Source organism: Flavobacterium sp. FG68 (assembly GCF_057808895.1).
This window is the reverse complement of sequence record NZ_JBMDIY010000010.1, coordinates 65,387-79,783: the sequence shown is the minus strand read 5'-3', so window position 1 is coordinate 79,783 and position 14,397 is coordinate 65,387. Positions and strand designations below refer to the sequence as shown.

Below are 14,397 nucleotides of genomic sequence, written 5' to 3'. Positions count from 1 at the left end.
GTCGACTTAAAATAAATTTATCATGAAAAAAATAATCTTTACAGAAAAGGCTCCGGCTCCTATTGGACCATATAATCAAGCCGTATTATCAGGAAATACACTTTATGCTTCTGGTCAAATTGCTATAAATCCGGCTTCGGGAGAACTTGTTACTGATAACATCAATGATGAAACTAAACAAGTAATGGAGAATATTGCTGCTATTTTAGAAGCGGCTGATATGACTTTTGAAAATGTCGTAAAAGCAACAATCTTCATTATGGATATGAACAATTTTGGTGCTATTAACACTATTTACGGTTCTTATTTTAACGAAAAAACCGCTCCAGCACGTGAAACGGTTCAAGTGGCATGTCTGCCAAAAAATGTAAATGTTGAGATCTCTATAATTGCAGTGCAATAGCATCTAATAATAATTGTGCCGTTGCTTCATTTGTTGCCAGCGGCACATTATGCACATCGCAAACACGAATTAGCATATTAATATCAGCTTCATGCGGATGACTTGATAATGGGTCTTTAAAAAAGAAAACCATTTGTGTAATTCCTTCCGCTACTCTGCCTGCAATCTGCGCATCACCGCCTAAAGGTCCGGAAAGCATTCTTTGGGTTTTAAATCCCGCTGCTTCCGCTTTTCCTCCAGTTGTTCCGGTACCAATAAGTCTGATTTTTTCATTATGAAGAACTGCTTCATTCTTAATCAAAAAATCAATCAAATCTGCTTTTTTACCGTCATGCGCAATAATTGCAATTTCCATAAATCCAGAACTATTGGTTAGCAACATGGTAAGCAATTAAACCGTCAATTGGTCTTCTTAACACGTTTCCTAATTTAAGCTCGTATTTATCGAAAGTTTCTTGTAATTCATCTTTCAGATAAAAAGCAATAGAACCTACAAAATGCACAGGAACTTCTTTACAGTTATCAAACTGTTTGATGTAGTTTTTAACGAAAGATTTCATTCCTTTGAAAATAATTTTTCTGCAGAATTCTGTGTCTTTATGTTTAATTAAAAACTTAGCAAAAGTTGCCAAATAAGCATTTGGGTTTGGTTCTTTATATAATTTGTTTTTAATAAAGTCAGGATCAACGTCGTACTCTTTTTCAAGTTCAACCGCTAATTCCTTAGGCATTTTATTAAAATAGTATTTTCTAATTAATTCTTTTCCAAAAACGTTTCCGCTGCAGTCATCCATTACGATATATCCTAATGACTGAACTTTTTGGTGCAATACTTTTCCATCAAAATAACTGCAGTTTGAACCAGTTCCTAAGATCGATACGATTGCTTCTTCTCCTTTTGGAGTTGTAGCATAAACAGCCGCGTAAGTATCTTCCTGAACGTCAACAATTGCGTTAGTAAAATACTCCTGAAAGATTTGTTTTAACCATTCTTTCATTCTGTCTGTTCCACAACCTGCTCCGTAAAAGAACAAATGTGTTGCATTTTTTTTATTTTGTAAAATATCAAAACGGTCATTCAATCTTGAAATGATTTCAGGTCCGTCAAGAATTTCAGGATTTAATCCTAAGGTTTGTGTCGTGAATAATACTTTTCCATTATCATCAATTGCAATCCAATCGGCTTTAGTAGATCCACTATCAACTATTAATTTCATTTTTTTTGTTTTTTGAATTAGTTTTTCTTTAAATAAGTGTGTTTTTTACATTAATTAAAGACAGAACAAAATAAGAAAATCCCGTTACTTGGTGATAACGGGATTTTGTAAAAATATATAATATTATTTTAAACCTGCAATATGTACAGATAAATCGATCAATTTGCTTGAGTATCCGTACTCATTATCATACCAAGATACTAATTTGAAGAAAGTTGAATTTAAACCAATTCCTGCAGTAGAATCAATGATTGAAGTTCTTTTGTCAGAAATGAAATCTTGAGATACAACTGCATCTTCTGTAAATCCTAAGATACCTTTTAAATCAGTTTCAGAAGATTTTTTCAAAACTGCCATAATTTCTTCATAAGAAGTTTCTTTAGCAACTTTTACAGTTAAATCAACTACAGAAACGTCAGCAGTAGGTACACGGAAAGACATTCCAGTTAATTTTCCATTTAAAGATGGAATTACTTTTCCAACCGCTTTTGCAGCTCCTGTTGAAGAAGGAATGATATTAATTGCAGCTGCACGTCCACCTCTCCAGTCTTTTCTAGAAGGTCCGTCAGCAGTCATTTGAGTTGAAGTAGTTGCGTGAACAGTAGTCATTAAACCTTCAACGATTTCAAAATTATCGTGGATAACTTTAGCTAATGGAGCTAAACAGTTTGTTGTACAAGAAGCGTTAGAAACTACTAAATCAGAAGCTTTTGCAGTTTCGTGGTTAACTCCCATTACAAACATTGGAGCATCTGCAGATGGAGCAGAAATGATAACTTTTTTAGCACCACCTTTAATGTGCTCATTTGCAGTTTCGATAGTTGTGAAGATACCAGTACATTCTGCTACTACATCAACATCAACTTCATTCCATTTTAAGTCAGCAGGATTTCTTTCTGCAGTGATACGGATATTTCTTCCGTTTACATACAATTTTCCTTCTTTTACTTCTACAGTTCCGTTGAAACGACCGTGAACTGAATCATATTTTAATAAGTAAGCTAAGTGATCTACATCTAATAAATCGTTGATCGCTACTACTTCTACATTATCTCTATTGAAAGACTCTCTAAAAACGATTCTTCCGATACGTCCAAATCCGTTTATTCCTAATTTTACTTTTGACATTTTACTAAATTTTTGCTTTTGTTTTTATTATACTAATTCAAAGTCTAATTTCCTCACAATAAACTTCTTCTCTTTTAAACTTTATTATATATAATTATGTCGACATGATGTCTGACACTCTCAATAATTCTCTATCAATTTCAGATTTACCTTTAATTGCCTGCTCAAGCGGAGTTAAAATAACTTTATCTTCCTTAAGACCAACCATATAATTTGATTTTCCTTCAATTAAAGATTCTACTGCTTTTACACCAAGACGGCTTGCTAAAACACGGTCAAAACAAGATGGTGAACCACCACGCTGCATGTGCCCTAAAACAGAAACACGTACATCGTACTCCGGTAAATTAGCTTCAACGTAATCTTTTAATTCGAATACGTTTTTACCAATTTTATCACCTTCGGCAATAACAACTATACTTGATGATTTTCCTGAAGCTTTACTTTTTTGAAGAGAGTCTAATAATCTGTCAAGACCTAAATCTTCTTCAGGAATAAGGATTTCTTCTGCACCTGCACCAATTCCGGCATTAAGTGCGATGTGACCTGCATCTCTACCCATAACCTCTACAAAGAATAAACGGTTATGTGAACTTGCAGTATCTCTAATTTTATCAATACAGTCAACAACAGTATTTAAAGCAGTATCGTAACCTAAAGTAAAACTTGTACCATAAATATCATTATCGATTGTACCTGGAATTCCCATTACCGGGAAATTGTATTCTGAGTTAAAGATTAAACCTCCGGTAAAACTTCCGTCTCCGCCAATAACTACTAAAGCATCAATTCCGGCTTTTAAAAGATTTTCGTGCGCTTTTTTTCTTCCTTCCGGTGTTCTAAAATCAACAGAACGAGCTGATTTTAAGATCGTTCCTCCTTTATTTACAATATTATTCACGCTTCGAGGGCCCATTTCTTTAAAATCGCCTTCTATCATTCCTTGATACCCTCTATAAATTCCTATGCATTCTATATTATGATAAGCACATGTTCGAACAACAGATCGTATTGCAGCATTCATTCCTGGTGAGTCTCCTCCTGAGGTAAGAACACCTACTTTTTTTATTGTTTTTGACATTATTTAAGTATTAAAGTTGTAAATTTAGCAAACATTCAGCACTTTTCGGGTTATGTTTATAATAAATTAGTAAAATATGTTAAATTCAAACGTTTTCGTTAATAAGTTTTTTGATACCAAAAATTTCATTTAAAATAATAAATACCCCATTTTTTAATTAATTCTTTAAAAATAACAATACCTAAATGAAGTGTTATAAAAATATAAAGAACAGCACTTTAGCAAAAAATTACTAAAAACGCTAAAGTTAGTCATAAAAAAACCATTCGTTGCGGCGAATGGTTTTTTTATACTCTTTTTTAACAATGTGTTAGAAATCGTTGTCAGGAATCAGACCTTCATTATTGTTTTGAGGTTTTGGTTTACTTTCCTCTTCTTTTTCCTTTTCTGATTTCTTTTTATTCTTTTCAGCTTCTTTTTTATTGTTGTTGAAATTAACAAAATCCGGATTTAAATTAGAATCCTGAAAATCATCTGAATTTTTTATCGCTTTTTCCAGTTTATGGCTTTTAAACAGCTTATTGACCAGTTCGCTGAAAGTATCAAAATCGACTTCATACGAAATACCAACTCCCTGTGTATAACCAATTCCTTGTCCTATATAATTAATGTCATTTTCTTTATTGAACAAACGAAGGTTCATTGATCCGTCTTCGTTTACTCTATACAAAATTTCAATATCTCCAACAATAGCAGATTCGTTTACTCCGCCAACAGGAACCCCTACTTTTCCATTTATCGAAATTCGTTCATTAATCTGTGATGAAATATTGGCTACAAACTGTCCGTCTGCTTCCTGCCCTATTCTTCTGTCTGCCGATATAAAATTCAAATCTATATTAATAAGGTCATTGTCTGATTTAATAATGCCTCCTAATAAACTCGCCGCTGTTTCTGCAAATGTTCCAGATAAATCACTTTGATTAAATCCGTCCTGACTCATAAATGAACCAGTCGATAATAAATACAAAGCTTGCGTCTGGCGCACATCTTTATCATCTAACTTATATTGTATTTCCGATTTTAAAACGTTACTTACGGATGGAAACTGAATATCAAAATTAGGTTCAGGACTTGTTAAATCTCCTCTTAAACCAATTACGACTTCTACCGGAACTTTTTTATTGAAAGAAGAATTATCTAATAATACCGCAGGATTTGCTGATGTTTTGTAAACGGCTTCTAAATTCAGCTGGGCTTTCATTGGGTTTCCTTCCCAAATAATCGAACCGCCTTTTTTAACCGCAAACTTTTTATCAATTAAACCACCGTATTTAAAGTTATATGTTCCTTCGTATGCCTGGAAATCTCCCCACATATTAAATTTACCCAGCGTATTGATTTTAAATAATAACGATCCGTATCCTTTTCCTTTCATACCGTGACCGGAATTTCGGTCGAGAATTACTTCAACCTCCGCATCTGGCGTAATATCAAAATCAAACTCTAATTCAAGTCCGTTATAATTTCGGGTTTTCTCAACAATACCTTTAGATAAATTGTATTTCTCTTTTGGCGTTACAAAATGAATCCAGTTGCTTTCACTCGAATTTTGTACGTTACTAATCGGGATTTTAACTTCTGTTCCTTTTTCAGATTTGGCATCAACCTTAATAAATAAACTTTCTGTTGGGCCTTTTATACTAGCCGTTCCGTTTATAAATGCTGTTCCAAAATACGCAGCATCTTCGCTGTCCTTTGTATCAAGCGCCAATAATCGTTTTGAAGTTATGGTTAAATCTAATTTCCAGTCTCCAAAATTATGATGCTCAATTGTTCCGTTCAGCAATCCTTTTGTTCCGAATTTTGTATCAGTTAACTGATTGTTTCTAAACAGGAATTTTTCATCTGTTAAGTCAATAACCGTTCTGTCGCTTAATGCATAATCAACATTTAGGTACGGAATTGTCATTCCGGCTTTCTCCACATACAAACGTCCGTTGATTTCCGGTTTTTTCAAATTCCCCACAACAGCGGCATTTCCAGAAACAGAACCTCGTACATTTGATAATACATCTCCGCCAACAGTTCCTAATGTTGCCAGATTAAATCCTTCGAGTTTTAAATTTAAATCTAAAAATGTCTCTTTATTTTCGACAGCAATAGTTCCGTTTGCCCTAAACGACTCGGCAAAACCATTTACAATCGAAGAATTTATAGTAAACTTTCTAAAACTCTGATCTCCGGAAATATCAAAATTCAAAGTTCCCAGATCGACTTTATTTAAATTAAGATGATCGACTACAATATTTGCCGTGGGCTGAAAAACATCTTTATTCTGCTTATAATTTATATTTCCGTTTAAGTTTCCGTTGAAAACAAATTTGGAATTAAAAGGTGTGATTTTATTGATATCAACATCTTCAAAATTGAGGACAATATCTTTATAATCTTTTCCTTTAATGACACCGTTTAAATCAATTTTCTGGTTTTCATGCGACAATACAATATTATCAATCGTGAAGTTTTTAAAATACTGATCAAAAACAATCTGATTGTCTTTCTTCGCATCTTCATTTAAATACCATAAATAGTCTTTAAACTTCATTTCAGATTTCTTGATGCCGACTATATTATTTTTGTTTTTATCAATAGTATGATACAAATCGAGATTGAAATAATCCTGACCTTTGTCGCCGCCTTTAAACTCAGAACGTACAAACAAAGTATCTTTTGATGTTACATTGATTAAATTGAAATCTCGTATTTTATAATACGGCGTTTTGATACTATCTAACTCAATGAAAGCATTATAAAGCGGGTTTTTATTGTCAATGCTGATTCTGATATTATCGAAAGTATTTTTGGCCGCGCTGATTTGTTTTGATCGGAACCCGAATTTAAATTCCTGTAAATCTGAATCTATTTTTCCACGAACTACTGTACTTGAATCAATTGTCATTTCAGGATACAGCATTTCGACAACCTTATTATATACATGAAAGTTAAAATGCAGAAACTGTCCTTTTTTAACTTTAAATGGTTTATAATTGGTATATAGACTTCCAACAGAATTCATTACCAGTTTATCCAATTGTGCAAATTGAAATTTACCTACAATTTTACCTTCAACAATATCCGATGAATTAATGGTTATGGTACGAAGTCTGTCTGCATCAAAATTGGAGCTTACCGTAACTTCATCAAAAGCATATGTTGCTTTTGGGTTTTGATATACAGCATCTTTAATATAAATATTTCCCTGAAGATTCTCGATCGAATTTCCGGTTAACTGAACAACAGCATCACCTTTAAAATTAGAAATAGAATCATTGATGAATTTCAGTTTTCGCAAATCAGAGTTTTCGACATTGATGTGAAAATCGTAACGGCTTTCTTTTTTACTTAAATCAACCAAACCGTCAAATGTCAGGCTTAGATTTGGATCATTTACAGAGATTTGTCCTTTATAATAAGGAAGCTTGAAATTACCATTTACAACAATATTACTGTACGTATATTTATTGTAATCTAATTTTGCAATGTCTCCTTTTACAATCGTGTTCAGATATTTTTCTGTAAAACCAACACCGTCAACATCAACATCTAAAGTTGTTCTTCCTATATCTTTTCGATCTAATAAAGCGCCGACATTAAAATTATCTAAAACTATATTTCCTGAATAAGAAGCTTTATCAATAAAATCCATATTATTCATATGAAGATTGACTTTACCGTTTCCTAAATCAGTTGCCATTTTAAAATCGGTTTCTAAATCTGTTGTGGAGACTTTTGCTTTTCCGACAATATTAAACTTCCCAATTTTTTTTAGTTCTTTCGGCAGTTTTTTGCCTAAAACACCCGGAAGCAAAACCACCAGATTATCATAACTTGAAATCAATTTATCGAACTTTCCGTCCATAGAAAATTTCTGTTCTTTTGTTCCCAAAAGATTTCTAAAATTGATTGTTCCAAAAATTTTCGAACCGTTTGTATCCGTAAGTCTAAGATGGTTTAAATTCAGGTTATTTAAAGTTCCTTTTATTTTAGTCCTAACTTTAAAATGCTGGTTTTTACCTAATCCGTCATAAAAATAACGAATATCGTTTGAAGCAATTGAAGACGAATCTAACGCTACATTAAACTGAACTTTATCTGTAAATTCAAGAAAATCGCCAGGTTTATAATTTAAAATTGCTTTTCCGTAAATTGAAGATCTTTTGGTTTTTATCGCTAAATTGTCGACCTGAATCCTTTTTTTGGTATAACTGAATTTCCCTGTAAAATTAGAAACATACAAACCGCGGTGGTCCTGAAATGAAAACCTGTGAATTATAGTCGTTACATCAGGTCCGTATAATTTAAAATCGCTGATATAAGCGTTTAGTTTTTTAAAATCTAAAAACTGAGGCGTTCTTTTATTTTCATCTACAACAGAAAAGTTTCCTTTTTCTATGTAAGCATTTTTGGCCGTAAAAAGAAAATGTTTGCCTGATTGTTTCTTTTCTTCTTTGGTTTCAAACAATTTAATAAACTTATTAATATTGTTTTCGTCTTCGTTTTTATAGGTTTTGATATTAAAAATCAAACCCGTTAAACGAAGGTCGCCAAAAAGTAAATCGCCGTCGACAAGTCGTTTGATGCTTAAAATATCGGTAGAAATAATATCAGAATAAATCATCGTTTTTTTATGATGATCTAAAATCAGGACTTTTTTAAGTTTTACACCGCCAAAAATATTAATGGCTACTTTATCAACACTAATGTTGGTTTTAAAATCCGTATTTAAAGTTTCGGTAATATAGTCAGCAATTTTTGTCTGTACGACAGGCAGAGAAAGAGTGATAGCAAGTATCAGCAAAAGTAAAATTAAGCCAATCAGGGTTCTGGATACTATTTTCTTAACTCTTTTGATAACTGGTATTATTATAGATTTTGTTTTAATTTAATTTGAACAGACAAAGGTCGGCTGTTTTGATAAAAATTCTTTAATTTTGGGGCTCTGCTTCAAATCAAAGCAATTCAAAATTTGATTTGTCAAATATAATTCAAAATTCGTGCCTTTATATGCAAAATTCAGAGGTTTTTATTCTAGCCATCGAAAGTTCATGCGATGATACTGCTGCCGCAGTTTTACATAACGATAAAGTTCTCTCAAATGTTGTGGCTAATCAATTAATTCACAATCAATATGGCGGTGTGGTTCCTGAATTAGCTTCGAGAGCCCATCAGCAAAATATAGTTCCTGTTATCGACGCAGCACTTCGTAAAGCAAATGTACAAAAAGAACAGCTAACTGCCATTGCCTTTACACAAGGTCCGGGCTTAATGGGATCTTTATTAGTAGGAAGTTCTTTCAGCAAATCATTATCACTAGCATTAAATATTCCGTTAATCGCTGTAAATCATATGCATGCCCATATTTTAGCCCATTTTATTGATGAAGAAGGCTACGATAAACCTGAGTTTCCTTTTTTGGCTTTAACTATAAGCGGAGGACATACGCAGATTGTAAAAGTAAACAGCTTTTTTGATATGGAAATTATTGGTGAAACCACTGATGATGCCGTTGGAGAAGCTTTTGACAAAAGTGCAAAAATATTAGGACTTCCCTATCCGGGAGGACCTTTGATTGATAAATATGCAAAAGAAGGAAATCCGAAAGCTTTTACGTTTACAAAACCTAAAGTACCTGGATTAGATTTTAGTTTTTCGGGATTGAAAACAGCGATTCTATATTTTATACAAAAGAATAAACTGGAGAATCCAAATTTTGTGGATGAAAACCTAAATGATATTTGTGCTTCTATTCAGCATACGATTATAGAAATTTTGATGGACAAACTAAAACTAGCTGTCAAAGAAACCGGAATTAAGCAAATTGCGATTGGCGGAGGAGTTTCGGCAAATTCAGGAATCAGAACTACTTTGAAAGAAAGCGAAGCCAAATACGGCTGGAAAACTTTTATTCCGAAATTCGAATATACTACAGATAATGCCGCAATGATTGGAATTGTGGGCTATCAAAAATATTTATCAAGTCGTTTTGAAACTTCTGCGGTAGTTTCTAAAGCGCGAATTCAATTTTAATTATGCAGTTATTTTACAATCCGGATATTGACGAAACAACCGAAAGTTTTTCTTTTGATAAAGAAGAAAGCAAACATATTATCAAAGTTTTACGAAAGAAAGATTCAGATATTCTGCATGTTACAAACGGTTTTGGTTTATTGTTTGAAACTGAAATTACGCTGGCGTCAGACAACAAATGTATTGTTGCCGTTCGTTCGATAACAAAATCTCCAGAACCAAAATTTCGTCTGCATTTAGCCGTTGCCCCAACCAAAATGAACGATCGTTTTGAATGGTTTTTAGAAAAGGCTACAGAAATTGGAATTCAGGAAATTACGCCTATAATCTGTGATCGTTCTGAAAGAAAAGTGATTAATTTAGAGCGTTTTGAAAAGATTATTTTATCGGCAATGAAACAATCAAATCAAACGTTTCTGCCAAAATTAAACGATGCCATTTCGTTTAAAGAATTCGTCAAACAAAAAAACGAAGGTTTACAATTTATTGCTCATTGTGAAGAAACCGACAAAAAATCTTTGAAGGAAACTTTAAAGCCAAATGAAGATGTAACTTTATTAATTGGTCCCGAAGGTGATTTCTCTGAAAAAGAAATAGCTTTGGCCATTGAAAATAAATATCAGCCGGTTACTTTAGGAAATACACGTTTGCGTACAGAAACGGCTGCGGTTGTAGCTTGCCATAGTGTTGTGTTTTTTAATGAAGTACCGAATTAAAGATAATTTAAATTTGTCGTTTCAGAGATCAAATTAAACTCAATATTGTCATTTCGACGAAGGAGAAATCTCCGTAAGCAGCTCGACAAAGATTGATGAATTTCTATGAGGAGTTTCTTGCGGAGATTTCTCCTTCGTCGAAATGACAAAAAAAACTCATAACAAAAAAGGAAACGACAAAAAAAACATACAATTACATGAAAAAAATATTTTACTTATTATTACTTTTTTCAATCTCATCCTTTTCTCAGGAAATTGCTTTGCTTAAATACAGCGGCGGCGGCGATTGGTATGCAAACCCAACATCGTTGCCTAATTTAATTCGTTTTTGCAATTCTACTATAAATACCAGAATAAAAGCAAAACCTTCAACAGTTGAGCCAAGTAATCCTGATTTGCTTTCGTATCCGTTTGTACACATGACCGGACACGGAAATGTTGTTTTCAGCGATTCTGACATAACCAATCTTAGAAATTATTTATACGGAGGCGGTTTTCTTCATATTGATGATAATTACGGTATGGATCAATATATTCGAAAAGAAATCAAAAAAATATTTCCGAATAATAATTTAGTTGAAATTCCTGCAAATCACGCGATTTTTCAAAAACCATTTCCGTTCCCAAACGGATTACCTAAAATTCACGAACATGACGGAACACGTCCGCAGGCGTTTGGAATTTTTGTAGAAAATAAATTGGTTTTATTGTATACTTATGAATGTGATTTAGGCGATGGCTGGGAAGATTCTGAAGTTCATAATGATCCTGCAAATGTTCGTGACAAAGCCTTAAAAATGGGCGCTAACATTATCAATTATATTTTTACCAATTAAACTTTTTTAAAAGTGCAGCTTACTCACGAAGAAAATCAATTTGAGCGAAAAACATTTCCTATAACTCTGGTTTGCGATCATATTTATTTTCAGCAAAACATAGGTTCACTCTTTAGAATTTCTGAGGCTTTTGGTGTCGAAAATATTATTTTTCTTGGAAAAGATATTCCGCTTACGCCGAGAAAAATCAACAAAACTTCCCGCAGTACACATCTTCATGTACCGCATCAAATTATCGAAGAAACTTCAGAATTAATTACTTACTTACAGCAAAACAATTTCGAAGTTATTGCGTTAGAAATTACAAGCAATAGCAAACCTCTAAGAGAAATTGCGATTCCAAACAAAAAAACGGCACTTATAATTGGAAGTGAAATTGATGGCATTTCAGATGAACTTTTAAAAATCTGCGATCAAATTGTGCACATTAATATGTTTGGAAAAAATTCCAGTATGAATGTTGTTCAGGCTGCCAGTATTGCGTTATACGAAATCACTTCTTTACAGTCTTTAACATAAAAATGCACTTTTCTAAAAAACGTAGAAATACGTAGGAAAAACGTTAAAACTTAGATAAACGTTTTAGTAAAAGGTTAAATTTCAATATAATTATAGTTTTTTTACTCTTAAAATATTCGTAAATAAGAATTTACATCATAAAAATAATTTTAACTTTTTTGTAGGAACTAGACTATACAAGGGATTGCGAAATTTCTCAAAAATAATTCCATATAAAAATTTGGCTACAAAATGATTTTGTTATAAAATTGCGATCTGGTTAACCAAAACTATTATTTTATAACAAAAAACCCCGTTATTATGAAAAAAGTTATTATTACTGCATTTACAGCACTAGTGCTGTTTTCTTGTCAAAACGATCAAACTGCTGACTCAAGCGGATCTGAAGCTGCTGCTGCAAAAGCAACACTTCGCTCTTGTGCAACTCAGGATGTTTTAGAAGCTCAGTTAAAAGCTGACCCTACATTAGCGATTAGAATGAACGAAATTGAAGCTTTTACAAACAAAACTTTACTTACAGGGAAACTTGTAAATGGTAAAATTCAAATTCCTGTTGTAGTAAACGTTTTGTACAGAACAACTGCAGAGAATATCTCAAATGCTCAAATTCAATCTCAAATTGATGTTCTAAACAAAGATTTCAACGCACAAAACTCTGATTATAACAGCGTACCAGCTCTTTTCGCAGGTGTTAAAGCTAATGTTGGAATTTCATTTGTTTTAGATCAGGTTATTAGAAAATCTACAACTAAAACTTCTTGGGGAACTAATGATGCCATGAAAAAAACGGCTCAAGGTGGTTTAGCACCAACTTCTCCTACTACAAAGCTTAATTTATGGGCTTGTACTATTGGAGGCGGAATTTTAGGTTACGCACAATTTCCAGGAGGAGCTTCTTCTACAGATGGAGTTGTAATTGATTCTAAATATTTCGGATTGTCTGGTTCTGCAAATGCTCCTTACAACTTAGGAAGAACTGGTACTCACGAAGTTGGACACTGGATGAACTTACGTCACATTTGGGGAGATGCAACTTGCGGAAGCGATTTAGTTTCAGATACACCAACTCACAACACTGCAAACTATGGTATTCCTGCTTATCCACACTACAGTACTTGTTCTGGTACTCCGGTAGAAATGACAATGAACTACATGGATTACACTGATGATGCTGGAATGTATATGTTCTCTAACGGACAGAAAAACAGAATTGCTGCTATCTTCGTAAGCGGAGGTGCAAGATATTCTTTTGGACAGCCATAATTTTAGACAGTCTTAAAATACCTTATAAAGCGAGATGGAAACATCTCGCTTTTTTATTTTAAAGCGGGAATATTAAAAGGTTTTTCCTATTTTTATAGTCTAAAATTTAAATATGATAACATCAAAAACTATTTCTAACGGAATCTTGAGAGCATTAGCTACCATATTAATAATTGGTATTGTTTTATACTTTCTGTACGAAATACAAACTGTAATTGTTTACTTGTGTATTTCTTTGATATTATGCCTAATATCAAATCCGCTGGTTTTGTTTTTAAAGAATAAATTAAAATTCAAAGATTCGCTTGCCGCGACGACCGCCATTGTAATTTTTATTTTATTAATGGTTGGCTTTATCTTTTTGTTTGTTCCGTTAATTATTTCTCAGGCCAATAATTTATCGCTTTTAGATACCAATCAATTGCAGACACAATTTATGGAAACAGAGCAAAGTATTGAAACCTACTTTAATATTCAGCATTTTGATTTAAATAAAGTATTGAGAGATTCAAAAGTTACTTCGATGTTGAATTTCAGTTATTTTACCGGTTTTATTAATTCAATTTTGAACTTTATGGCTGATATGGGAATGGGATTAGTTTCGGTATTCTTCATTACTTTTTTCTTTATTAAAGATCAGGATGATTTTAAATCTACAGCTAGAAAATTACTCCCAGATTCAAATGAAGACAAAATCATAAATTCTATCACCAAGATAAACCATATGTTAACACGTTATTTTATTGGACTTTTGCTTCAATTAACGGTTGTATTTATTCTTTATCTGATTGTTTTAGTCATTTTTGGAAACAAAAACGCTTTTGTAATTGCGTTTTTATGTGCTGTTTTAAATATCATTCCATATATCGGGCCTATTATTGGAACTATTTTAGCTGCGCTTTTAACTATGATCAGCTTAATTGGTCAGGATTTTAGATCGGAAATTTTACCAACTACTATTTATGTTGTAATTGGATTTTTAGTAGTTCAGGCAATCGATAATAATATCAGTCAGCCTATAATTTCATCAAAAAGTGTAAATTCGCACCCGCTGGAAATATTCCTGATTACTTTAATTAGCGGCATTACCTTTGGAATTGTGGGAATGATTATCGCAGTTCCGCTTTTTACCATGATAAAAGTAATTTTAAAAGAATTTTTTCCGGATAACAAAATTATATCTGTTTTAACCGAAAGAATTTAG

At 32.7% G+C, this 14,397-nt stretch carries 12 protein-coding genes; 7 read left to right on the top strand and 5 right to left on the bottom strand.

Features of this window, described 5'->3' with window-relative positions; translation table 11 throughout:
* Positions 1–22: 22 nt before the first annotated feature.
* Complete coding sequence (locus tag ACODSB_RS08575; protein ID WP_056202992.1) at positions 23–403, top strand: RidA family protein; 381 nt, start codon at positions 23–25, stop codon at positions 401–403.
* Here ACODSB_RS08575 and ACODSB_RS08570 read toward each other — a convergent pair.
* The 5 genes from ACODSB_RS08570 to ACODSB_RS08550 all read right to left on the bottom strand — a co-directional run bounded on the left by ACODSB_RS08570 (position 384) and on the right by ACODSB_RS08550 (position 8,630).
* Positions 384–758 (bottom strand): methylglyoxal synthase, encoded by a 375-nt coding sequence (locus ACODSB_RS08570; RefSeq protein ID WP_053470300.1) that lies wholly within the window; start codon positions 756–758, stop codon positions 384–386. The genes ACODSB_RS08575 and ACODSB_RS08570 overlap by 20 nt on opposite strands.
* 10 nt (positions 759–768) lie before the next feature.
* Positions 769–1,620, bottom strand: a complete 852-nt coding sequence (locus ACODSB_RS08565) for an N-acetylglucosamine kinase (RefSeq protein ID WP_053470185.1) — start codon at positions 1,618–1,620, stop codon at positions 769–771.
* A gap of 123 nt (positions 1,621–1,743) precedes the next feature.
* Positions 1,744–2,748, bottom strand: a complete 1,005-nt coding sequence (gene gap, locus ACODSB_RS08560) for a type I glyceraldehyde-3-phosphate dehydrogenase (RefSeq protein WP_053470186.1) — start codon at positions 2,746–2,748, stop codon at positions 1,744–1,746.
* A gap of 94 nt (positions 2,749–2,842) precedes the next feature.
* On the bottom strand, positions 2,843–3,829 hold the full coding sequence (gene pfkA / locus ACODSB_RS08555) for a 6-phosphofructokinase (RefSeq protein WP_053470187.1): 987 nt from the start codon (positions 3,827–3,829) through the stop codon (positions 2,843–2,845).
* 310 nt (positions 3,830–4,139) lie between these two features.
* On the bottom strand, positions 4,140–8,630 hold the full coding sequence (locus tag ACODSB_RS08550) for a translocation/assembly module TamB domain-containing protein (protein ID WP_488936737.1): 4,491 nt from the start codon (positions 8,628–8,630) through the stop codon (positions 4,140–4,142).
* 206 nt (positions 8,631–8,836) lie between these two features.
* On the opposite strand from ACODSB_RS08550, the gene tsaD reads away from it, so the two are divergent.
* The 6 genes from tsaD (at position 8,837) to ACODSB_RS08520 (ending at position 14,397) form a co-directional block, all read left to right on the top strand.
* Complete coding sequence (gene tsaD / locus ACODSB_RS08545; RefSeq protein ID WP_053470189.1) at positions 8,837–9,859, top strand: tRNA (adenosine(37)-N6)-threonylcarbamoyltransferase complex transferase subunit TsaD; 1,023 nt, start codon at positions 8,837–8,839, stop codon at positions 9,857–9,859.
* A gap of 2 nt (positions 9,860–9,861) precedes the next feature.
* Complete coding sequence (locus ACODSB_RS08540) at positions 9,862–10,575, top strand: 16S rRNA (uracil(1498)-N(3))-methyltransferase (RefSeq protein ID WP_488936736.1); 714 nt, start codon at positions 9,862–9,864, stop codon at positions 10,573–10,575.
* Between the two features lie 197 nt (positions 10,576–10,772).
* The gene (locus ACODSB_RS08535; RefSeq protein WP_488936735.1) at positions 10,773–11,411 is read left to right on the top strand and encodes a DUF4159 domain-containing protein; all 639 of its coding nucleotides are present in this window, start codon (positions 10,773–10,775) and stop codon (positions 11,409–11,411) included.
* Positions 11,412–11,423: 12 nt separating this feature from the next.
* Positions 11,424–11,930 (top strand): TrmH family RNA methyltransferase, encoded by a 507-nt coding sequence (locus tag ACODSB_RS08530; RefSeq protein ID WP_488936734.1) that lies wholly within the window; start codon positions 11,424–11,426, stop codon positions 11,928–11,930.
* 300 nt (positions 11,931–12,230) lie between these two features.
* A complete protein-coding gene (locus ACODSB_RS08525; RefSeq protein ID WP_488936733.1) occupies positions 12,231–13,193 on the top strand; it encodes a zinc metalloprotease in 963 nt (320 codons plus the stop codon).
* A 112-nt stretch (positions 13,194–13,305) separates the two neighbouring features.
* On the top strand, positions 13,306–14,397 hold the full coding sequence (locus ACODSB_RS08520) for an AI-2E family transporter (protein WP_180858689.1): 1,092 nt from the start codon (positions 13,306–13,308) through the stop codon (positions 14,395–14,397).